Here is a 25986-nt window from a genome sequence, read left to right on the forward strand (position 1 = left end):
GCATTCCCCCTCATTTTAAATAGTTAATATTGTTTGTCCAAGGTTTAAAATTTTATTTTTTGTCTATTTAAGTGTATATCTTCGGCACTTATCCTGTTTCGCACAGTTTGTTTTTATTTTCGAGAATAGTCATTATTTTTACCCATTATTCCATGATCATGATTTTATGGTCGTAGTTCTTCAAGTTTCAATAGTGATAGTCATTTGCATTGAAGTCTATAATATTTTTTATTTGTTATGGTTATGTTTTTTAATTTTCTATGGATATAATGCGATCTGGTTTAGTTTATTTATGGTTACCTGTTGGTATTTAAATTGCTATTATAGTGTTTTTTATCGCAAAAAATAATTTCCTGTTCTTTTTTATATTGGAGTGAATAATTTCTTTAAGTCATTTTTATGATAAATTATTTAAGGTGATTTTTATGGGTGGAAATAATATTGATACATGTGGATAGATTAATGGAATAATCATTTTTATTTTATTGAATAATTCTCTGCCGGATTTATGCTTTTTTCCCTTATTATTATTCTTTTTCATAAAGAAAAAACACCTCATTTCGTTAATGTATTGTATTTTAACTTATGGTAGATTAAGCGGTTTTTTTGAAATTTGATCTGTCTTATAAAACTTTGGCTTGGTGAGTAATATGAATGTATGGGGTTATTTGTTTATCGCGATTTTGTCTGAAGTGATAGCGACAACAATGTTAAAAACTGCCGATGGCTTCACCCGATTAGTGCCGTCTATTGTTGTGGTGATGGGATATTGTTTATCATTTTGGGCGTTATCACAAGTTGTAAAAGTGATGCCTTTGGGGATTGCTTATGCCGTTTGGTCTTGCCTTGGTATCGTTTTAGTCTCTATTGCAGGTATATTTTTATACCAGCAAAAATTGGATTTACCGGCAATTATCGGTATTCTTCTTATTATTGCAGGTGTTTTAGTCATCAATTTGCTTTCCAAAAGTGCAGGGCATTGATCTATATCCTAATCCGATAGTTAAACTGGAGAAAATATGCTGTTAAAGCGGGGAGTTATCCTTGTCATGTTGTTGCTGGTAGGTGCTATATTAGCAGGTTGCAGCGGGCATCAAGCAGATACTTCATCAAGCCGATACAAACATTATCAATATTCTGATTTGGGTATTTATCTGAGTAAAGATGCCAGTGAAAGTTGCTCTGATGCAGGGGGAATTCCGGCATTAACCAAGCAATTGAATGGTCATCAAATTCCTGTTTGCCAATTGGCGAATGGTCGTCGTTGTAATGAACAGGCTTTGTTAGATGGTGGGTGTACATCCTTTTAATGTAGGGAAAACCAGATATCATTCTGGTTTTCCCCGAAAGTATGATGACTACCTATCCCAATAAGCTTTTAGTCTTTTTTGTCAGCATAAGGGCGAATATATTTCATAATGCACTCAAGTTTTTCACAAGTTTCCTGCCATTCTCTTTCTGGCCTTGAATCTCTGACCAATCCGGCACCGGCCTGGAGCCAACAGCGTTCTTTATGCTGGTAGAGAGAGCGTAATACCAGCGCGGCATCCAGTTTACCTGTGCTATCCAAGAGCATGACACAACCACTATAAAGCCGACGAGGTTCATCTTCATATCGAGAAATAGCTTGTAAAGCAGGTTTTTTCGGTATCCCTGAAGCGGTGACTGCCGGGAATAAGGCAATGAATGCATCCCAGCGATTTTTGTCTGTTTGTAGTAACCCTTTGACTCGTGATGCCAAATGTTGTACCGAACCACGTTCACGAATAGCCATAAATTCTGATACACAAAGCGTTTCTGGCTGACAAATCGGCGCTAATTCTTCTAATGCAAGTTTGACCGAAACAGCGTGTTCGGAAATTTCTTTCGGATCAGAAAGTAAATCGGCTCGCAATTTCTGATCTTGCTGCTTGTCATGTGTCAATGCTCTGGTGCCAGCCAACGGTTGGGTATTAACCCAACCCGAACCCTCGGCCTCAACGACGGTTTCTGGACTGAAACCGTAAGCAGAGAAATCTCCATCACGTAAGAAGAAAGAGCGGGCAGGTGTGTTAGCCTGACGGCCCAGCCAGTAACTGTGTGTAATATCAATATTTGAACCAAGATCAACCCGGCGTGACAGGATCACTTTTTGGTAGTGATCTGTGGCAATATCCTTAACCGCATTTGCAACGTTGTCTTGATAATTTTTTGCCGCGTCTGCTGTGTTGATAATTTCCATCTCTTTTGTGTATGGGAAAATCGGTGTGCCTAATTGATCAGCGCGCTTGACTTTCTCGCTCAATATGGATATTTGCGCTTCTTCCAGTGTTCGTATCAGAACCTGTCCTTGAGTTATGCGTAATTCATGCTGTGGAATAGTAATTTTTATTAACGCTTCATTTTGTTGTTCTAATGATATCCCATACGTCATATGGGAAAATTCAAATAATGTTTTGCCATAAGCACGCCAGTCTTTAATCGGAACAGCGTTGAGTACTTGCTCAAGTTTTTGGCTGAGTGTATTGATATCGTATGGATGATGATGACCTTGTGAATCAATCAATTGTCCCGATGCATCTGCACTTATGGTTGCGGCGCAGCCTATTCCCAATGACCATTCACCTTTTATTTCATAGAGCGTACAAGGTTGTGCATCATTATCAGCAAGCAAGTGGGTAACCAGATCTAACGGATTGCTGGTAATCGCAATCGTCTGTTCACGATATTGCTGCATGAGGCTGTTATTTTCTGCCTGGGCCATTTGTACTAACTGGCGTTTGTTGATTTTTCCTACCGCGGTTAATGGCCAATACGCCACAAATAACCATTGGTCAGGGATTTTATGACGCTGAACACCTTCTTGATGCAAGAATGCTTGCATTTGTGCAGGATCGGGTTGGTTGATGCTCTTTGGCAGGCAAGCGCAAATGCGTTCACCCAGTAATTCGTCCGGGACAGCGATCACAACGGCGTCATCAATATCTGGATGTTGCAGTAATAATGTTTCAACTTCTAGCGTTGAAATTTTTTCACCGCTGCGGTTAATCTGCTCTTTAATCCGTCCTTCAACGATCAGGTTGCCATCTGGTCTGATGCGAACCAAATCGCCTGTGCGGTAGAATCCATCCGTGGTGAAAGCGACGGTATTGTGCTGTTCAGCACGGTAATATCCTGTAATGGTGTAAGGACCTCGTGTAATCAGTTCACCTACTTCACCAGATGCAACAGGTTGCAAATTGATATCAACAAGTTTGATCTCATCCTCTTCTGACAATGGGCGCCCTTGGGTATTAATGATAACGTCATAAGGGTCGTCTAGTCGGGTATAGCAAAGTAATCCTTCCGCTGTACCAAATACTTGCTGCAAAGGACCAAGACGTGCCATGACCTGCTCTGCCAGTTCCGGTGTGAGCCGGCCACCACCGACTTGTAAGCAGCGCAGGGATGAAAGGTCGCTTTGTTCCCAGTCACGAGCTTGTTCCCAGAGCCGTGCAAGAGCCGGTACTAATGCTAAATGTGTCACTTTATGCTGCTCGATCAATGGCATGGCTTCATCACAACTAGCTGTATCACTGAGGAGTACACATCCTCCCTGAGAAAGGGTGCCAAGAATCCCGGGGCTGCCTAAAGTAAAGTTATGTGCAACAGGCAATACCGCTAAATAGACGCTTTCAGTATTTACTGAGCACAGACGGGCGGAGAGCACAAAATCATAGGCATAGGCATCGTGAGTACGCGGAATTAATTTTGGTGTGCCTGTCGTTCCGCCGGAAAGCAAAAGTACGGCAATATCGCCATAACCTGGACCAGAAATATTGAGCGGTTCCTCCTCAATGGAGGCGAATGGGATAAATTCTTCTGCCTCTCCGTCCACAATAATATGTTTAAGTTCGTCACAAGATGCTGCAATTTCCCGCGCCATTTTTCGATAGTCAAAACCGTGGATACAATCAGGAATAATATAAGCCACCGGACGTGCAATCTGGCAAAGCGCATGAACATCATGTGCCCGTTGGGTAGGCATTAATAATACTGGATGAGCCCCTAGCCTAAACAAGGCAAAACAGGTGACAACAAAGGAGATACGGTTAGGTAGCTGTACCATAACGTTATCACCACGGCGTATTCCACGATGATACAATCCGCTCGCTAGCCTTTCCGCTGATTGATGGAGTTCATGGTAAGTTAGCCGCTGCTCTTGATAAATCAACGCAGTTTTATCTCCCCAGATACTGGACCATCCGGCAAGTTGCTGATCCAGGGTTTTGCCATTCCAAAGATAGTTTGGCGTCATAGTAAGTGTTTTCTCTGGGATAGAAAAAGGTGCCATTATGCGAACTCCTTTGAATAAACATATTGCATAAATTGGGTAACGTGACGAATAAAATTCTGTGGTTTTTGTGTAATGTAAAAATGATCGCCGGTAATCTCTTGGCAGCAATAAGCAAGATTTTGCTTATCACTTGCAAGCCAATGATGCCATTGCTGAACTTCCAGAGCGGAAGCCTCTTTGTCTGCGTTGCCATAAAGCAACAATGTGGGTGTTTGTAGTTTTACTGAATCAGGCTGAATAGCGTGGTAATAGTGCTCTGTAGCAAAAAAATCGGCCCGTAACATGGGTAAAAACAGTGCAAGTAGTTCAGGATCTTCTTGTAAAATCGGGCTGCAACCACCGATATCAATCAGTTGTTCAATGAATTCATGATCAGGCAATCCACTCAGTTGGCGGTGGGATTGAAGGTGGGGGGCATGACATCCCGAAAGTACTAGTGCCTTGGGGGCACAGTTATGTTGTTCAAGGTGTCGGCAGGTTTCAAAAGCGACCTGAGCTCCCATACTGTGGCCGGCCAGTATCAGGTTTTCTCTCTGTGCGGGAGTCAATGATCTGATCACATCAGCGAGTGACTGAGCCAATGGCGTAATGCTGGTAACAGCATGTTCATTCATACGGCTGTCCCGTCCGGGGTAAATCACCAGGGAAACGGCAATACCTGAATCTTCCAATGTGGACCAGTTCCGAAATGCACTGGTACTGCCCCCGGCAAAGGGGCAGATTAGCAGCGTATATTTAGGTTTGCTGTGAGTCGTCAAGCATGGACGAATCATCGGATGTACAGGAAGTTCCCACGTCATCAGCATACTTCCTTGGTTAGCATCAATTGAGCTGGATCAATCCAGACTGGGGATTGTAAATCCTGAGTAACAGGCTCTCCCATCATACGTAAAATTTGTTGCCACAAGCCTGCCAGCCGCAATTGGTAGTCGTAGCTAAAAGCAGGGGGGCAAAGTGCGCCATTCAATACCGAACTCAAGGTATTTAGTAGCAATGCCACACCTTCGGCACCATCACATTCAAATGCTGTCATCCAGTTTTGAGTTGCCGGACAAAGAACATGTGATGTTGCCTGATGCAGATAAGCGCCTTCCGGCTGGCCAGCATTCAGGTAAAGGCTTTGTTCATTATTTAGATGATCTGGCGCATGAAGAACCGGTGTCCAGATAACCGGTCCATAGCTGGCTTCCTGCGTAAGATAACCGGCCGGCCAGATCAGCGTCATTTTATGCATAACCAGGTTATGCATATCGGGATCTCTGGGGTCCAGATAGGATTGAATGTCTAACGTTATTGTTGTTCCCGCAAAGCTGAGTTCAAAGCAATGAAATGCGCTACTCCGCTGGTCCACATAGGTTATCTCAATCTGTTCCGGGCAATGACAGGCCTGTAACAACAGATCAAGTGCGGAAAAGAGCAATTGGCGGCTGGTTGTCAGATAGCCACTTACTGGACGTTGTTGTGATAATTTATTGATTTGATGAGCTGCATGTAACCAACTTCTGCCAGCATGGCATTGGCTGTAAAAGCTGTTTACCCAAAACATAACGTTATGCTTGTTAGCTGTTGACTGGTGTCTTTTGATCGCTTCTGCATCAAGAGGGTGCTCCTGAATGACAGAAATACCACGTGCCAATAATGCTTGGGTTAATTGGTCGCCTTTGCCACCAATTACTTCTGCACGTATGACCACACAGGCAATATCGATATCATCCGGCAATTCATCCAGTGAGCGGAATAGGGGCACATTGAAATCGCGGGCAAGCTGCTGTGAACGAGGGCTTCCTTGCGCTAAGATCCCGACCAGTTCCAGATCTGACTGAGACTGTAGAAACGCATTAAGATACAGTTCGCCAAATTTCGAACCGACAATCAGAACCCGCCGTGGCTTTATCATATGTTCTCCTTAACAGGCTTAACAGTTGGGACTGAACTCAGGATGTTTTTCAGACACGCAACCAGAGAGCCGACATATTTGTGTTGGAATAGGCTGTAATGATCACCATCAAGTTGTGTCACATTGACTGGCCCAAAAGCCTGCCAACCAAGATCAGTTGAGGTGATTGTTGTTGGATCAAGGTAATCCATAAAATCAGGCAATGCCTGCCTTGCCCGGATAAGGCAGAAAGGTTGTGAAGTCTGTGGTGGACAATAGTCAAGCAATGCCCGCAGATTATGCTGCCATACGGCATAAAGCTCAGTCAGTGAGCTATCAATCTGTGCAGATTGCGGTAAGGCTTTGTGTAGCGCTTGCAGGAAGGTTTCAGTGTTTGCTGCGATAACACTGTTATCCAGTTCCAGCCCAGGGAATTGTCCCTGTAAATCGAGCAGGAAATGACGATGACAGAATGCATTATCCAGCGTCAGATCCGTGCGCACATTCGGCGCGAAACTATCAATCAGGATGCAATGGGAAACATTTTCACCGGCAGCGCGTAATTGATGAGCCATTTCATAGGCTACTAATCCGCCAAAAGACCAGCCTGCCAGCGCGTAAGGTCCTTTAGGTTGGAAGTTGCGGATTTGGCCGATGTAATCAGCAGCCAGCTCACCGACAGAAGGTTTGTCGGTGTTCATGCTCTCTGGCGAAAATGCCAGGCCAATCATGCGTTGGACACCCCAATTGGCTGCTAAATGACGATATCCCAACAGATGCCCACCAATTGGATGGACGATAAACAAGGCTGATTGTTCTAAGGTAGATTGTTCTAAGGTAAATTGTTCTAAGGTAGATTGTTTTAAAGTAGATTGTTCAATGTTTCCCTTGTTCAGTATCACGCTTTGGTAAGCATTTTCTGGTTGATGCTCAATAAATTCTGCCAATGAATGTACGGTATCGTAAGCCTGCAACAGGCTGAGTGGGTATTGGCGATTAAATGTCTGATTGATTTGCACCATTAATCGCACCGCTGCCAGAGAATCCCCACCAAGGGTAAAGAAACTCTCATGCACGTTAATATTTTGTTGCTCTAGTACTGATTCCCAAAGGTTTAGTACTGTTTGTCCTGTCGCGCTGAGAGTCACCGATGGTATTGCATCACCTTCTGGCGCTTTTTCAACCAGAGTAATCAATGTACGTTTGTCGATTTTACCGTTGTCAGATACGGGTATTGTATCGAGAATAATAAATCGCTGTGGGCACATCCAAACTGGCAAGGTTTGCTGCAACCAATGAGGTAATATCGGTAACAGTTCGGTAGATACTGGCGCAGTATCGGTCAAACGTAAGCCTGCGACGAGTTGCAATGCACCGTTTGACGTTGTATGTGCAAATACTATCGCTTGTTGTATATCAGGGTGTTCACATAAGCGATGCTCGATTTCCCCCAGTTCAATCCGGTAGCCACGAATTTTAATCTGGTGATCATTGCGCCCCAAAAATTCAATATTACCGTCTGGGCGCCAGCGACCTAAATCACCTGTGCGGTAAAGCCGCTCACCTGTTTGGGGATGGATGATAAATGCTTGTTCCGTTTTTTCTGCATCAGCCCAATAACCTAATGCGAGTCCTTGTCCGCCAATATAAAGCTCGCCAGTTACCCAGACCGGACAAGGTGACAGTGCTGAATTAAGCACATAGAAAGCCTGATTAGCCAAGGGCTTGCCATAGGGAATGCTGCGCCAATTAGGATCGACGTGGGCGATAGGATAAGCAATAGACCATATTGATGCTTCAGTTGCGCCACCCAAACTGAGCAGGTTAAGCACAGGGTGAAGGGCATACAATTTTGTTGGCAAATGGGGTGGTATCCAATCACCACTCATCAATACCCAGCGCAGGCTATTCAGGGAATGAGGATAACTGCGAGCATACTCTTCAAGCAGTTGCACAAATGCAGGTACGGAGTTCCAAACAGTAACCGATTCTTGTTGTAACCATGTCAGTAGTTTGTCAGGCTGCCGAGTGTCACCAGGAGCAGGAATAACCAGTTTTGCCCCACCGCTCAACGTGCCGAAGAGGTCATAAACGGAAAGATCGAATGTTAACTCTGATATTGCCAGCACGCTATCGTGCTCATTGAGTGCAATGCGTTGGTTAATATCCAGAATAGTGTTGGCTGCGCTCTGATGGTCTATCATTACGCCTTTTGGTTTTCCGGTGGAGCCGGAGGTGAAGATAACATAGGCTAAATCTTCTGGGCGTACAGATAAATGTTGCTCTTCGGTTACGGGTAAGTTATTAAGCAATGTCTCATCCAGAGAGATGAGGTGTACATGTTCAGGCCAACTCATCTGTTGAGCAAACTTAGGTTGCGTCAGTACGGTATTCACTTCTCCTGATGCCAATAGCTGATGGATCCGCTGTTGCGGATAACTGGCATCAATAGGCAGATAAGCCCGTCCTGCTAATAAAATCGCAATAACTGCGACAACCTGTTCCCAGCCTTTTTCCATTACCACACCAATCAGGGATGAAGCCTGATTTTCCTGTGCTTGCAGATGAGCCGCCAGCGTCAGGCTTTGTGACCATAAAGTGCGATAGTCGATCTGACGAGAGGTATCGACCACAGCGGTACGTTGGGGATAACGATTGACTGATTGTTCAATTAGTGAGCAAAGGGTGTGTGATGGAAAAACGTTTTTTGTCGCATTACTGTTCTGGCATAAAGCGCGATCATTTGTTGGCAGCCAGTCAGGAAGCGGAGTGCTCCATTGGTAATTCGGTTCGAGCACAGCAACAACACAAGCTTGATAATGGGCAAACATGTTTTCTGCAACTTGGGGTTGGAACAGTTGTGGCAAGATCGCCCATTGTATGGTGACACCACCTTCTGCGCCGGAAATTAACATACAGTCGAGATAAACATGGGGAGTTTGCGCACCAAAGAGATTGAGTGTTCCCAACCCTGATGGCCCTTTGCCTGCTGTACCGGTTGTATCGTTGAATACAATCGGCATACCGGCGTTTAGGTTGTGGCGGTGTTGATTTTTCTCCCTGAGTACCAATTGTCCGTCAAACAGCGCATGTTGAAGATCGGCCAGCCATTGCCGTTGTATCCGGCTTATAGCATCACTGAAACCGGTGATATTGCGTAGATCCACTTCCAGCAAGGATGTGGTAGACAGATTGCCGACTAATATATCGCAATATTGTGGCATTAACAGGCGGTTACCATGCAGAACATTGATTGTAAAATGCTCGTTGTTGCTCCACACAGATAAAACTTGGGCAAATAGGGTTAGCATCACTTGTGAAGGCGATACTCGGTATTCTGCTGCACGCTGTTGTAAACGCTGCCATTGTTGTGGGCTGATATATCCGGTCAGGCACTGTTGATCGAGTTGCTGTGACTGGTGATCTTGCAGTGGTAACACCGGAGCATCAGGCAACGAAGGTAAGCGATCAAGCCAGTATTGCCGGCTTTGTTGCCAGGCTTCTCCCGTTTTCTCATTCTCCAGTGCCTGAATATAGTCGCCAATGGTTGCTGCCGGTGGCTCTGGTTGCCAGCTAGGTTCCTGATACCAATGGTGTAAATCGCGCAAGATTAACGTCAGACTCTTACCATCCGCGACTAACAGGTCGATAGTTAAATGCAATAAATGCGCCCGATCATCGGTATGGTACAGGGTTAAATCAAACAGCGGCCAGTTATCGCTGGGAACGCCTTGAGTACGTAGCGTGTCGCGGGCATGATTCAGTTGTACTTCGCGTTCATTTGACATCATGTCACGACAATCAATGATTGTTGGTGTATAGCAGGGAACCTCCGGCAAAATATGATATTGCCCATCCTTCATATAACCGCGTAATTGCGCATGATGATTTATTACACGGTTCCAGGCGGCGGTAAAACGAGGCAGATCAAGCCCATTGATAGCCAGTTCAGCATAGAAATGAGCGATACCGTTACCAAATTGGAACAGTTGGCTTTCTCCCAACCAATAAGCGTATTGCAGCGCAGTAAGTGGCAAAATTTGCTCGGATGCCGGTTCAGTTTGATGCGGTATCGCAAGTGTCGTTGAACTGGTCTCGGCGACCCGCAGAGTACGGCAAAATTCACTCAACTTAGGGTGTTCGAAGAGCTGTTGCAGATTTGCTTGTTCGTAACCTTGGCGACGTAGTTGCACCACCATTCGGGTGGCAATCAGGCTGTCACCGCCACTTTGGAAAAAGTCACTGTGACGCTGTATTGACTGAGGCAGCAGTGAACTCCAGAGAGCAATGACTTGTTGTTCAATATCATGAAATTGATCATTTTCTGTTTCTGGTTGCTCAGTTTCCGTGATTAACGGTTGTGCTATGTTCTCTTTCGCTGTCGCTATCAACGGTAATTGCTCTTGCTGTTGAATATGCAATGAGTAAGGCAAGGTGGAAAATTGTGCTGCTATTTCACTGATATTAAGCCGCGCTTGTTGTTCAGCCCGTGCCAGGATCAGTTGTTGATGCAGTTCTGGCCCGTTTTGTCCCGGCCATTCCAATGAAACCCGATAACCGGATTGCGTCAGGCACTTCCGCCAGTCCGCAAGTTCCATCAATGCACTATTACTGTCACCGCGATCATCAACCCAGGCGTTAATACCTTCAATAAATCCGACGCTGGCGAGTTGCATGGCACTTTCGCGTTTGGTTGATTCAATAATCAGCAACCATCCCCCGGTTTTCAGTAACCGAGACAGGCGTCGCAGGGTATTTTTCAGATGGATTGCATCATGTAATACGTTAACTGCCATAATCAGGTCATAACCGGATTCTGGGTGCTGGCTAAAATCAATACGCTGGTTAATATCGAACAGGGCAAATTTTACGGTTTCGTCGTAGTGACTGAGTAACTGGCGTGCATCATCCAGGAATAGCGGTGAAACATCAGTAAAGTGGTAGCTTTGAATGGCCTGTGCATTGTGTGCCAGTACCTTCTGTGAGGTTGCTCCGGTTCCTGCACCAACTTCCAGTACAGCGAAATGTTCGGATGTCTGGCTCAATTGCCGAACAATTTCAGCAGCAGCCTGGTTCAGGCAACGTAATGCGGGATTCTCACTGTAGAGGCTGGCTGTGATTTGTTTATCGGCGAACAGCAGTTCCAATGCATTGCCACGTCCGGCAAGCAGGGTGTTATGTTGTTCGATACAGGTTGTGACATAACGACTGATGGTTTGACACCACACTGCATTATCCAGTTTTGCTGTAGGGGCCGGAACATGATTAAGCGGTTGCAGACAGCGGTATCCGTCAGCGGTTTTTTCAATAAATCCCTGGTTATTGAATAAGGTCAGCCATTGGGTAAGCAGGCGTTGATACTGTGGTGCCAGTTGTAAGCGTTGTTCAATCTCTTCACGAGAGTGATATTGTTGTACAGCAGTGAATAAGTTATGGCGCAGTAAAGTCTGGCTCAGGCCAAATAATGCCTGTTGCTCAATATGTTGCCAAGAGCGCTCAAACACTTGTTGTTCTGCCAAGGTCGGTAGCGGTAAGGTATCAGTGTTGATAACTCGTGGTTCTGGCAGTGATAATGACAAATTATCTTCTGCAACCAACCATAGGTTGTAACCTTGAGTATCGTCCTGACGTGGCTGAATTTCTGCCAGCCGTATTTCAGGCTTAGCACGCAGATATTGTTCGGCTTGATGTAATTCAGGGTGTTGCGGCCAGAAATCATAACGCATGTAAGTAGTCGGCGGCGTATGAAGGTCATAATACTCCATACGTTCAGGCTGGTGGCAAATTTGCATTAACAACGCGTTATAAGCGGCAAACAGTGACTCAATGACACCTGCCTCTAGCACATCATTCATGCAATACCAGTTGAACAGCAGATCACCATCGACTTCCATAACCTGATGATCTAACCAGACTTGCGGCGTCTGGCTCAGAACAAAGACCGGATCGCCCAGTAATTGGGTGATGGATTGTTTGATAGCAACACCTTCTTGTGTCATCCCTAACATACTGGTGAAAACGACCGGTGTCAGCGGCTGCCTGTTTTGGGTTTCGCCATTTTGTTGGCGGCCAAGTTCCCGCAATACTTCGACGCCATTAACATGACTATGGCTCAACCGTTGCCAGAGCAAAGCCTGCGTTTTTTCCATGCTGGCACGTAGGGACGTTGTCTTGCGTAAATCAAAATCCATCAACATAACCGAGGTAAAATCACCAATCAGTTCTTGCACTTCTGGATGGAAAGGTTGCCGATTAAAGAATGTCAGGTTGAGAGTAAATAGTGGATGACGGCTGTACCATTCAAGGGTATGGGCAAACAGCGTCAACAGGCCAGCGGAAGGTGTTACTCCCCATTTTTTCCAGCCTTGTTTAAGACGTTGCCAGTCAGATTGTGCCAAGCGACCTTCATAAGTCGTGAATTGTGGCTGGTTACGTTGTGGCAGTTGTGGATTCAACGGTAATCTTGGCGCCGGAGGTAATGAAAGGAGTTGTTCCTGCCAGTATGCCCATGATGCCCGCCACTCTTTACTTTCACGTTGCGCTTGTTCTGCCATCACATAATCGCGGAAAGTAAATGCTTGTGGGGCCAGAGGTTGTTGATGATAAGCAAGTTGTAGATCGTCCATCATGATCCGGAAACTCTGTACATCAAACTGCAACAGATCCAGGTTCATATGTAAGCGACAGCGTTCATTCGGTAGCAGTGATACAGAGACTTCAAACAGCGGCCACTGTTCTGCTGGTGGTACTTGGTAGGAGAGGGTATGACGACGCTGAGCCAAAGCCTGTTCGCAGGCCGTATTATTCAGTGTCCGCAAATCATCCTGAGATAGAACATACCACGGCGTTTCCGGCAAAATCCTTTGTTGCCCATCTTCATCTACTATCATGCGTAACATGCCATGACGTTGAATCAACGCATTCCATGCCTGCTCAAAACGCGGGATATCAAAACTATCCAGAGCCAGATCCCATTCAAATAAGACGTGACAAGCGACACCACCAAAATCAATGGCCTGTGTACGACCAATCCAGTAAGCGTGCTGAATGGGTGTCAGGGGAAATGGTGTGTGACGCTGGGAACTGTCAACAATCATCTCAGGTTGGGAAGAGACAACAGGTTGTTCAGGCAGGGCATTCCCAACGAGTGTATTAAGCCCCTCTAGCGTCATATTTTGATAAGCCAATCCAGCGGTTAATCTAAAGCCAAATTGTTGGTGGATGGCCGCGTTCAACTCCAGAAATAGCAGGGAATCCAAACCAAATTGCAATAAATCTTGTTGTGGCTCTAAACGTTCCGGCTGTTCCAGACGCAATAATGTTGCGACACGCTGACGCAACCAGTTAAGCCGTTGTTCACTGTCCTGAAACAGCGTGTTATCGGTAGAAAGTGAAGATGTCGATTTCGCAACGACTATATTGGGAACGGCTATATTGGGAACATCAGCCTGTAGGCGTCGCATAATATCAGGATGATGATCATCTAACCGCATTGCCAGATAGCAAGGTGATGTGGTGTACAGAGATTGATTGAGATGCCAGATACCTTCATTTGTACTGAATGGTAACATGCCATCTTGCGCTAGCTTTTCCACTAATCGTCGGTCGCTGGCCATACCAATGCCACCCCAAACCCCCCAAACCCATGTTTTAACCATCAATTGATTTGGTGCTGTCAGCGCTAAAGATTCCAAACAAGCGTTGGCGACTGCATAAGCACCTTGCCCTTGGGCACCTAACATTGATGCGGCAGAAGCGTGAAGCAGCAGATATTGTGCATTATGCTGTTGGAGCGCAGCTTGCAACGCCGATGCGCTGTGCGCTTTGACGGTTAATACCTGTGACAGGTGTTGACGCTCAAGTTTTGCCAGTGGGGTATGGTCAGCAATGCCTGCGGTATGGATCGCGCCAGCAATACAATCCTCTTGTGCCAGCGATTGCACTGCATTTAGCAAGGCTGGTGTATCAGTGACATCAAGGTTAATCCAACGTATTTCACATTCGCTATTCAGTGACAATGCTTGCACAAAAGTATCCCAATCTGCCTTTTTGCGGCGGGCAAACACGGCGATCTTACGTGCACCTTGGGCTAGCAACCAACGGATGGAAATGCGACCGATACCGCCCATACCCCCCGTAATAATGTGCCAACCCTGATGAGGAATGAGTATCGGCTGCTGTGATAAGGGTAATGACTGGCGCTGTAAAACAGGTACAGCGATTTGATTTCCGCGCACTCTCAGCCAGCGATTGTATCCAGAATGGCGTTCATGATTTTGTGTATCCAGATAGCCAAGCGCTAATGATACAGCGTCAGTATCGTTGATATCAGCGATATCAATCGCCTGGATGCGACGATGGGAGTACTCTTCAACCGCGACACGCAGTAACGCCCAGATAGCGTATTGAGCGGGGTTGATATCCTCTTTTAATAAGGTGGATTCTGGTTGGGCGCCGCAGGTTACGACGGTTAAAGGTGTTGTTTCATCGCGTTTTAGTTCACGAATAACTTGATCACATAATTCAGTAATATCATTGCCTTCAAGCAGTAATAACGTATTTTCGCTTTCAGGCTGTAAATGAATTCCTGCCTGACGCCAATGATTAATTATCTCGTCATTTTCTGTTGAGGTGCGAAGAGTATAGGTCGTTGAAGATTTCTGTGTATCTGTGGTGTTTATTGTGCGCCAATGCAAGACATAATGAGTATCAGGGCATGGTTGTGGTGCAGGAAGCCATGCTTTTGTCATCGATTGAGATACCACTGATTGACGAGGCAGATCAGCACGATCACTCAACAGAGCGAATAAACGCTCGCCAGCATAGATCAGTGCCGGAAAAGTTGCGAATAAACTCGCTTCCAATAACCGGCGTTTAGCATAAGGCAAGGCACGGTAAGGACGATATATTTTACTTACCGTTGGACCGGAAACCTCCTGGTAATAACCTTGCTGAACACAGTGGATTAATAACTGTTCCAGCAAAGGACGCCAGCAGGGTTGTAGCCGACCAGCCCGAATCGTGTCGATGGCACTGAAACCTTGTTCAGCATCACGTCCATGACATTGATATATCAATGCGTCGGTATACAATGCCCGCAATATTAGCGCATCGGGATTTTGTTCAATGGCCGGATCGAGCAGGGAATTAACATCAAGCTCAGCGTGGATATTGGCTAAAGGTTGCTCGGTTTTATTTATAGGTAATCCGGTTACAGAGAAACTGTAATGCTGCTCATCAAATGGATAGAGTGGCGCATGGCATTTTACTCCGGTGAACGGGAAAAGAGGCGGCCAATCAAGATGTGCACCGGCACAATAAAGTTGCATGAGAGCCGTTTGCTGAGCTGCCTCTGGGGAGCCTTGACGATATACACTCGCAACCCAGGTTTCCTGCGGCAGACTGACACGTCGTCCGATCCCTGTTAGCTGTGCATCAGCCCCAAACTCCATGAACAATGTAACACCTTGTTGGCGGGCAAATTCAATGGCTTGATGATAACGAACAGTGTGGCGCATATGGTGACACCAGTAATCTGGTGAACCTAATTGCTCATAATCTGCAAGATTGGCTGTTAAGGTGGAAATTAGCGGAATTTCTCCTGATGCAGGTTGTAACCGACGGCAATACAGGGAAAATGTTTCCAGAACAGGCTCAAGCATGACGGAATGTGCTGCACAGGCAACATTAAGGCGCTGGCAACGAATCTGCTGCTGTTCCAGACGTTGTGCCAGGATATCAATTTCTGCCTCTGTACCGGCCCAAACCCAGTGTTGCGGGCCATTGCAAACCGCCAGATCCAATGCCAGTGAATGGGTAAAAGGAAGAATATCATCTTCGTTGGCAAAGACCGCCAGCATTGCTCCCCCTTGGGAACAGCTTTGCATTAGTTTGCCTCGTACTGCGACCAGTGGCATTACCTGTTCAGGTGTGAAGATGCCGGCAATAACGGCAGCCGCGAATTCACCGACGGAATGCCCCAGTACATAATCGGGTTTTAGCCCAAGTGCACGCCAATGCGCTGCCAACGCAATTTGATGTGCCACAATAGCCGGTTGTGCATATTCGGTGGTCGATAATGCGGCATCATGTTCTCCGAACATGACTGCTTTTAGTGGCAGTGCTAATTCGGAAGCACAGGCCGCACAGCAACGATCTAACATGGCGGAGAAAACCGGAGAACTCGCATACATGGCTTTTCCCATGCCAGACCATTGACACCCCTGACCACTGAATTGCCACAGTTGCTTGTTTTCGCTCTTGGCTTGCCCGCTAAAAATGTTTGGTGTTGGCATATTGTCCGCAAAAGCGGATAGGCTGGCAGTATTTTTCTCAATATCTTGTGGTGATATTGTCAGCGCTAAGCGCCAGGGCAGGGAAAGATCACGTCCCTGCAATGTAGTCCAGGCCAGATCGGCATAATGTTCTGGGGCATTATTGAGTGCCGTCGCGTAGCGTTGCGCCAATTGACGTAATGAGGATTCAGAAGCAGCAGAGAGCAGCAACGGCGCTGTTGGTGAATGATTAACGTGGCGACGATGTAATTCTGTTGGCAATGATTGCACCACAATATGACAGTTGGTGCCGCCAATACCGAATGAAGAAACACCGGCGGTACGCAATTCTTGCGTCCAATGTTGTCCTTGTGTTGCCAGTCTGAATGGGCTTTCTTGCAGCCGTAATGCCGGATTGGGTTGTTGTACATTGATCGTTGGAGGAATGTAACCATGCCAAACGGACAGAACCGCTTTGATCAAACTGGCAATGCCTGCGGCAGTATCGAGATGGCCGATGTTGCTTTTCACTGAGCCAAGGTAACAAGGCGGTACTGACACACTACGCTCAGAAAATACAGTGCGTAACGCGTCAACTTCTATGGGATCACCAAGGGGTGTCCCCGTGCCATGTGCTTCAATCATGCCGACATCATCAATGCTGACATCTGCCAGTTGTAATGCTTCGCTAATAACACGGCGTTGACCATTCACTGAAGGTGCAGTAAAGCCAACTTTTTCGTTGCCATCGTTATTAATTGCACTGCCACGTAACACGGCCATGATGGGATCGCCATCGCGTAAGGCATCACTCAGACGTTTCAGTGCGACAACACCAACACCATTGCCGCCATAGGTGCCATTTGCTTGACTATCAAAGGGACGACAATGCCCATCAGGTGAAAAGATCATCCCTGGTTGATACAAGTAACCGCTTTCTTGTGGGAAAGAAACCGCCACACCACCGGCTAAGGCCATGTCACACTCACCTGAACGCAGGTTCTCGCAAGCCATATGCACGGCAACCAGTGAACTTGAACAGGCCGTTTGGACGGTGAGTGCAGGACCTTTCAGATTTAATTTATAGGCGGTACGAGTCGCAAGATAATCTTTATCGTTACTCATTAACGCCTGTAACCCTTTAACCTTGCCAACATCGGTCATGGCAAACTGTGACCATGAAGGCCAGGTACTGATCCGGCTGCTCCCGAAGACACCGGTTTTCAGGGGGACATGGCGCGGTGCATAACCGGCATGTTCAAGCGCATGCCAGGCTGTTTGCAGGAATAGACGCTGCTGAGGATCGAGCATTTCTGCTTCCTGACGCGAATAACCAAACAGCGTGGCGTCAAATTGTTCCGCGTTCTCCAGTATTGCAGCCTGATTAACAAAGTTTTCACTATCAATGACTTCAGGAGGAATACCCGCATCCAATAATGTTTGACGGGACAGTGACGTTGTACACTCAACGCCATGTTGCAGGTTATGCCAAAACGTATCGCTATCTGGTGCCTGCGGAAAACGGCAGGCAAGACCAATCACTGCGATGGGATCACAATTATCGTAGTGAGGCGCTAAATTAGTCATTGTACAGCTCCTTTATGACGTTTTTCCCGTTGTTGCAGACGCTTTTGTTGTTGACGTTGACGAAGGGTAATTGACTGGCTATTTCCGTTTTGAGCCTCTTTTCGGCAACGCAAACTGAGCGTCTTTGGTGTTGGATAAGCGAATAAATCAGTAACAGCAAGATGCTGGAAACCTGCATGTTGTAATTTGTTATGCAGTTGGATTAGCTGTAGTGAGCTGGCTCCTGCCTCAAAGAAGTTTTGTTGTGCATGTATCGGATGATTGGTTACAGATAAAAACAGGTGTTGAATTTCATTGCATGTTTCACTGCATACTTGCGGTTCGGATCCTTCTAAGCGCGGTGATGATGCAATAGTCACCGCAGGATTATCTGTACCTTTCACGCTTTGCTGACGTGGCATCAGTTGCTCCAACTCTGAATGCCAGCTTTCCGGTTGTACAGCAAGGGTGCGCAATAGCGCCATATAGCTGTTGAACATGCTTTGCAACTGATGTGGCGCAAATAATTCTTCGACTGCATCCCAGTTCAGGCAAAGTTCATCGTCAGATTCGTAAACCTGATGATCCAGCCAGATTTGTGGCGTTTGCGAGATACCCCAAACCGGTTTCATCCATGATGAACGTGAAAGGAACTGTCCTTCATGGGTTCCCAACGCACTGGTGAAAACGACTGGCATAACGGCAGCATCGGGACCACGGCGCTGTGCTAGTTCACGCATCACTCTGATCGCTGAAATATGGCGGTGATCCAGATCTTGCCATAGCTGTTGTTGCAGCTGACGGGCACTTGATAACCAATTTTTCTTCGGATGCCAAGCCAGTAGTGACAGTGAAGTGAAATCACCCAGAATATGTTTAATGTCCTCATGCCAGTGTGGGCGATCGAACAGGGTAAGATTAAGAGTTAACTCCGGTTTGGTACTGAATGCGGACAGAACGGCTGCATAAGCGGCAATCAAGAGCGCAGAAGGCGTTATTTGCTGGGAGGCAGCCTGTTGTTTTAATTGATCCCATTCATGTGCAGATAACCGATCGCTATAACGCACAAAATGCGGAGATTGAACACGTTCTGGTGCAATACGCAATGGTAATTGCGGAGCCAGTGGTAGTGTCTTCACTTGCTCTTGCCAGTATTGCAATGAATTCTGGTGTACTGGCATTTGTTGCTGGCGTAACACACAATCCCGGAATGTCACGTTCAGTGGTGGTAATGCGTGCTGTTCGTTGAGATATAGCTGCTCTAATTCAGCCAGCAATATCTGCATACTTAATCCGTCTAATAGCAGGTTATCCAGGCTGACAAATAGTCGGGAGACAAGGCTGTTGTCTTGTGCAAGTTGGAAATCGAACACCGGCCAGCGACTGACATCCAATACTTGATGTGACAGACGTTCGCGTAAGGTGTCTGCCTCAGTAATATCAGCAAATCGGTGTTGTTTAACAGAGAAGACGGGAACATCTTGCAATATCTGTTGTTGCCCATTAATCACAACAGTCCTCAGCATAGGATGACGTTGGATCAAACGATTTAACACTCGATTCAGGCGCTGAACATCTAACTGTTCTATCCGGTATTCGATAAAGAAATGTGCACCAATGCCACTCAGAGCAAAACCAGCATGGCGTCCGACCAGATAAGCTTGCTGAACTTCAGTTAATGGGAAAGGCTGATATTCATCTTGCTCTTCCGGTATGGAATAGGCTTTTGATGAAGTTGTGGACAAAGAAGTCAGTGTTGAAGCAAACGCCGCCAATTGCGGGTTACGGAAAAGATGACCATGTTCGCCTTTGAAGCCTTGTTGTGTTAGTTCACCAATCAAACGAGTAGCTAAAAGACTGTCACCGCCAAGTTGGAAAAAGTCGCTGTTACGGCCCAATTGCTCAGTATTCAGCAGGCGTTGCCAAATATCGGCAACGGTTTGTTCCACCGTATTTAGCAGAGTCATTTCAGGCTGAGACGTCGCTGTGTCTGTTTTTGTGGCGAACTGAAGAGATTGTGACAGTGCCTTGCGGTCAATTTTGCCGTTAGGTGTTAGAGGCAGACGCGGAATAACGTGTAAGCGCTGTGGGATCATATATCCTGGCAAATGTTGTGCCAGAGCGGATTTAATTTTTTCCCGATCAGGCTTGGTGACGTTGTCACTTGTTTGCATCAACAACACACTCAGATTACCGATGGTAACCGGAGTTTCCGTTTGCAATGGAAGAAGAGATAACCACTCTGACGCAGAGCGTAACTGAATACCTTGAGGTGAGAGCAACTCAGTCGTAATCAGGGAGATAGAGGATGCTTGTTGCAACTCCATTGCTAATACCAACGCACCCGGTTGTGCCAGTGGAAGCAATGCTTTGATGCAACTTGTTGGGTCTTCCTCGCGGTGTAATACATTGTTTAACAGGATGATATCTGCCTGATACTGTAGCGATTCAGGTTTATTTTTCTCAGACCAATAGTGTACTGATGCATGAGTATAGCCACTTAACCTTGTTTGCATCTGATTAATCAGGGCCTGAGAACGTTCAAAGCCGATATAAGACAGATGTTGGTCAGTAATATGTTCTGCCAGCCATTGAGCGCAGAGACCACTGCGGGCATCGAACTCCATCAAAGTAACGGGGCGTTGTAACCGCTGGGAAAGGGCAAGGATGACGTGTTTCAATCCTGCCAACCATTGCTGGGTTTCTGGTTGGGCAAAGAGCTGTTGTTCCGGTGCGAATTGCGGATCATCAAGTAATGTGACGGCTGTCTGTTGTCCGGTAAGAATATTACGCAACGTAGAATGCCAGCGTGCAGGAACGCATTTTGCTTCATTATTGTATGCGGTGGATGGCAATACAGACTGATAGACATGATGTGCAGGTTCAGCCAATAAATTGCATCGGCAAAGATACGCCAGCATCCGGGCAAACCAGAGATGGTATTCCGGCTCAGCTTGATAGTGTTTCAGACAATCGGAGAGCGATTGAGGTGAAATAAATGTAATGCCGTAACGAGACAGGTGTTCAAGCAGAAATAGCGCAACTTCGTCATCATGTTTATGATTGTTATCGGTTATAGCCTGCATTGCAGGGAACAGATCACGATAGTTTGTTGGTAATTGTGGCGCACGATTTATGCGTTGGCACAAAGTATCGCCTTCCAACTCCAGAAATGCCACCAGGGATTTCTCTTTTTCACCATGGGTTAAGGCAACGCCTTTACTGATACCGGTTACTTGATTGAGGGCAGCATCAATTTCTCCCAGTTCAATTCGGTAACCACCAATTTTCACCTGGCTATCACGGCGCCCCATAAATTCGAGCCAGCCTTCGGGGTGATAACAACCCAGATCACCAGTGCGATACCAACGTTCTCCTTGATCAATGACAAATTGGGCTGCCGTGCGTTCTTCATCATTAAAATAGCCTAGCGCTACACCGGCACCACCAATCCAAAGTTCACCGACAACCCAGTCAGGGCAATCACGGCCATCTTCACCGACTATACGGTAACGCTGATTAGCGAGAGGATAACCATAAGGGATAGAGCGCCACTGTTCGTCAACTTCCTTAACAATATATTCATTTGACCAGATAGCCGCTTCTGTTGCGCCTCCCATTGCACTTAATACGCCATCGGGATTGAACGCACGGTAACGTTCAGGCAGCGACAAACCGATCCAATCTCCGGATAACATCACAGTACGAAGCGTTTTCGGTGCATCAACTTCCATTCCTTCACAATAGGTTAGCAACATATCGAACAGTGCCGGTACACTGTTCCATAACGTAATGTGATGGCGCTCGATCAGCATTTCCCAGGTGGATGGATCGCGGCGTTGTGCTTCATTAATGAATACCAGCGCTCCTCCTGCACTGAGAATGCCAAAAATGTCATAAACAGAGAGGTCGAAATGCAGGGCAGAGAGTGCCAGTAAACGGTCATGACTTTGAACTTGATGACGGCGATTGATGTCCAGACAGGTATTCAATGCGCTTTGGTGGCTAATCACCACACCTTTTGGCATTCCGGTTGAACCAGAGGTATAAATGATATAAGCCGGATCAGTCACTGCGCGCTTAGCCATGTGAGTTAAGGGCAGTAATTGCTCATCCTGATGCCAAGAAATGCAATGTATATCCTGTGACCAAGTATTCTGCTGCTTAGGATCAATGATAACGACATTGATTCCGGCACTTTCACAGATAGCCCGACGTCGGCCTAGTGGCTGATCCACGGGAACCGGAACATAAACACCGCCAGCATAAAGTACAGCGAGTACAGCGACAATTTGTCCGATGCCTTTTTCCATGCTAATGGCGACGCGATCTCCCGGTATAACCGGCATTTTTTGCAGTACGGCGGCTAATCGGCGGGCTGCCAGGCTGAGTTCGCCATAACTTATTTGTTCATGATGAGTAATTAAAGCGATAGCATTTGGGGTGCGTTCTGCTTGTGTAAACACTGCCTCATGCAACAAGGCAGTGGGTAACGGTTCAACTGTGTTATTAATTTGGTGTCGCAGACGGTATTGCGACTCAGGCATCAGATCCGGTAACTTTTCGTGCCATTGTGTCGCGTTTGCCGTCAGGTTCTCAATCAATTTCTGATAGGTAGTGAATAGAGTATCCATCAAACCGTCAGGGAAAAGTTCGTCGTTGCTATCCCACTGAATATTCAGGGTGTTTTCATGTTCAAAGGCAACGAAATCCAGCCATACCTGAGGTGTTTGTGATATTCCCCAACTTGGTTTTCCCAGGACATCACGGGTATTCTCACCATATAAAGGCCGGCCTAAATTGCTGGTAAACACAATTGGCGCGCCATGTGGGTGGTTGCCTTGCTTCTTGAGCTCACGCAGAACTTCTACACCAGACCAATGACGGTGTTCGTAAGCTTCGGTAAATGTTGCTTGTGCATCCTGAGCCAGTTGGCAGAACGGTAAATTATCGCCAGGGATGTCCAACAGCAGAATATTGGTAAAATCGGCCAGAATGTTGTCAACCGCGTTATGCAGCGGAGTTCTGTCAAATAGCGTCAGGTTGAACAACAAGCGTGTTGAATTACTCCAGCGACACAATAAAGCGGCAAATGCTGTTGCTAATGCCATCGTTGGCGTAACACCATTTTGTTGCGCGAGTTGCTTAAAACGTTCCCAATGTTCAGGCGATAAGTGAAAACATCTGCGCTGAACCTGAACATTTTTTATTAGGGAAGGATCCCTGGCCAAAGGAAGCTGGGGGGCAAGTGGCAAAGTATCTAATCGGTTACGCCAGAATACCTCTGCTTCCTGTCGGGCTTGCTTAAATTGAGCCTGATATTGTGTGAGATAACTGCAAAAATCATAGTCAGAAGCAATAGCGGGTAGGCTGCGTTTGGCAATTAATGCCGCCAGTTCGGTAAAGAACAGACTAAAACTGGCGGCATCCATGATCAGCAGATCGATATTGGCATGTAGCCGATGTTGATTATCACCAAACAGGCTAAGTTGAATATCAAACGTTTCTCCTTCTTCAACCCGTAATACGCGATGGCTTAGTTGGTTACGTATGCTGTCCAGCGCTTGGTGCTGTTCATCAACTGAATGATGACGGAGATTGTGAACCGTTAATTTTTTCCAGTAAGCGTTGGTTATGCCTTGCTGACGACCATCCGGCAAAAAACGTACACGCAACATCGGATGCCGTTGGATCAGCATGTGAATAGCCGCTTCCAGTCGTTCAGGATCCAGCCCAATACCATCAAACTCCTGGTACAGATGACAACCCACTCCTCCCAACGTTTGCTCCGGTGAACGCCCAACAAAATAAGCATGCTGTACTGCCGTTAAAGGGAATGGGCGGGCATCAGCAATCCGTGGCTGTGGCGGTGTATTTTGGGGTGCTGTTTGGGTGACAGGGGCATGGCGTTGCAGAAGCTGACTCCAGGCATGTAGCGTTGGCTTTTGGTAAAGTTCGCGCAGAGTGACACGATGTCCCTGACGTCTAAACTGGTTTAGCAATGCCATGATTTGCATTGAATCCAGCCCATTGCGAATTAAATCGTCATGATCGCCCACCAAAATATTTTTTTGATTAAACAGGTCAGCGATAAGCTGGCGCAGCGAATCAGGAGAGAGAAGGTCCGTGTGCATGAGTAAATCCTATAAAATGACAGTACCTAATAAATCAAATGGGTGGGTTACACCTTATTTAAGTGAATACTGGGATGTAAATGCCAATGCTCTTCTGAGCCAAGGTGATTTTTCCAAAGTGATTGGTAAAGCGGACAACGCTTCAGTAATTCATCATGTGTACCGCTATCACAGAGGGTTCCATGATCCATGACTAATATTTGATCAGTCCGGGTTATCGTACTTAGCCGATGAGCGATAACAAAAACGGTTTTATCCTGAGTGAGAGAATCAAATGCTTCTTGTATCAATTGCTCATTTTCGGGGTCCAGCGACGCCGTTGCTTCGTCCAGGAATAGAACCGGGGACTGTTTTAGGATTGCGCGAGCAATGGCAAGCCGTTGGCGCTCCCCGCCAGACAACGTACCGCCATCCACACCTAAAGGGGTATCGTACCCTTGCGGTAATGCCATAATCGTATCGTGAATGTTGGCAAGGCGGGCAGCCTGTTCCAGCTCTGACTGTGCCGCATTCGGATCACCTAAACGGAGATTGTTGGCGACAGTATCCTGAAATAGTGCAGTTTCCTGGAATACCATTGTGACAGTGTCATACAATGCTTGAGTCTGGTAATGATGAATCGGCTCACCGCCAAGACGAATTTCACCTTTATCCAGTTGATAGAAAGAGAGTAATAAGTAGGCCAGCGTGGATTTGCCACTACCACTTGGCCCCACAATGGCGGTCATACTGCCTTGTGGTGCATAAAATGAAACGTTCTGGATAGCGGGCTGGCGAGTACCTGGGTAGCTAAATGAGATGTTGTTAACTTCAACATCATATTTGTTTGGTGCAGCTAATGGCCCGGAAGTTTGTGTTGCAACTGCCTCTATCTCTGCAATATGTGTTTCGCCGACTTGTGTCAATGCGGTCACGTTGAGCAGGGGAATGATCCCGCGTAAAGGGGTAATAGTGGCGAACAACAATAGAATAGTGATCAGCATCTCAGAGAGAGTGAGTGCTTCATTAAAGCGTAAGGCACCGGCCAGAATGCCAACAACCACGCTGGTATCAATAATGATGTAGAACAGACTCAGCAACGGTATGCTTTTGAATATTCCGCGGCGGAATGCGGCACGTAGTTGTTCAATTTCCTGGTCAAAACGTTGTTCTACCGTTGTGGTAGCAGCCGCAGCGCGAATAAAAGCCATGCCTTGGGCATATTCTACGATTGCTTCGGATACATCAGCCATCATCGCTGCCCGACGACGCAGTATTTCATTGAGTTTTTGACGGATACCACCCAGAATCAGTAATCCAACCATCAATACTAATAGGGCACAGCCAGCAACAACCCAGTCGAACCAGAATAAAGCCAGATAGATAAGCGTCAGCATCATAATCTGGCAGGTGATTTGTGGGGTGGTATAGGCTGATTGATTTTCCTGCCATTGCACATCTTCGGATAACGTCAGGGCTATTTTTCCGGCACTTAATCCACGAATTGTTGCTATGGACATACTGACAAGCCGTTGTAGCAAAGAGCGACGGATTTCTATTCCCAGCCCATAAGCAGCAATGGTGAGTTTACGTAATGCGCGAGACATAAAAGCGAATCGCAGTAACAGTAAAATAACCAATAATATCAGGATAATAAGTGGCATCATAGCGTTGCCACTTTCTTGCAGATGATTTTCCTTCAGATGAGCGATGGCCCAGGCGGCGATAGCCAGTTGAGCAATAATCGCAATGGTATCAAGTTGTTTATATAACAACCCACCAAACCAAACCCGTTGTAATTTTGCAGACAGATGTTGTTGGAGACGATTAAATAATCCCATG

General features: G+C 46.4%; 8 protein-coding genes. 2 read left to right on the plus strand and 6 right to left on the minus strand.

Translation table 11 applies throughout. The features are described from left to right. Positions 1–650: 650 nt before the first annotated feature. Together BDE27_RS06045 and BDE27_RS06050 are read left to right on the plus strand one after the other, a co-directional pair. Complete coding sequence (locus BDE27_RS06045; protein ID WP_099132330.1) at positions 651–983, plus strand: DMT family transporter; 333 nt, start codon at positions 651–653, stop codon at positions 981–983. A gap of 36 nt (positions 984–1019) precedes the next feature. Next, entirely contained in the window at positions 1020–1310 is a 291-nt protein-coding gene (locus BDE27_RS06050) for a putative hemolysin (RefSeq protein ID WP_099132331.1), read from the plus strand. 68 nt (positions 1311–1378) lie between these two features. On the opposite strand, the gene BDE27_RS20165 is transcribed toward BDE27_RS06050, so the two are convergent. The 6 genes from BDE27_RS20165 to BDE27_RS06080 are packed head-to-tail and all read right to left on the minus strand — an operon-like array spanning position 1379 to position 25985. Further along, entirely contained in the window at positions 1379–4276 is a 2898-nt protein-coding gene (locus BDE27_RS20165; RefSeq protein ID WP_338066696.1) for a salicylate synthase, read from the minus strand. 35 nt (positions 4277–4311) lie between these two features. Further along, the gene (locus tag BDE27_RS06060; protein WP_099132439.1) at positions 4312–5088 is read right to left on the minus strand and encodes a thioesterase II family protein; all 777 of its coding nucleotides are present in this window, start codon (positions 5086–5088) and stop codon (positions 4312–4314) included. Positions 5089–5114: 26 nt separating this feature from the next. Then, on the minus strand, positions 5115–6212 hold the full coding sequence (locus BDE27_RS06065) for a Gfo/Idh/MocA family oxidoreductase (RefSeq protein WP_099132333.1): 1098 nt from the start codon (positions 6210–6212) through the stop codon (positions 5115–5117). Then, positions 6209–18052, minus strand: coding sequence for a hybrid non-ribosomal peptide synthetase/type I polyketide synthase (locus BDE27_RS06070; RefSeq protein ID WP_099132334.1), 11844 nt, complete (start codon positions 18050–18052; stop codon positions 6209–6211). Before BDE27_RS06070 ends, BDE27_RS06065 begins: the two co-directional genes overlap by 4 nt. Continuing rightward, positions 18049–24165, minus strand: coding sequence for a non-ribosomal peptide synthetase (locus tag BDE27_RS06075; RefSeq protein ID WP_099132335.1), 6117 nt, complete (start codon positions 24163–24165; stop codon positions 18049–18051). The genes BDE27_RS06070 and BDE27_RS06075 overlap by 4 nt, the downstream gene beginning before the upstream one ends. Positions 24166–24212: 47 nt before the next feature. Further along, on the minus strand, positions 24213–25985 hold the full coding sequence (locus BDE27_RS06080; RefSeq protein ID WP_099132336.1) for an ABC transporter ATP-binding protein: 1773 nt from the start codon (positions 25983–25985) through the stop codon (positions 24213–24215). Position 25986: the final 1 nt, after the last annotated feature.

The sequence above is a fragment of the Xenorhabdus ehlersii genome, from assembly GCF_003610465.1.
Taxonomy (GTDB): Bacteria; Pseudomonadota; Gammaproteobacteria; order Enterobacterales; family Enterobacteriaceae; genus Xenorhabdus; species Xenorhabdus ehlersii.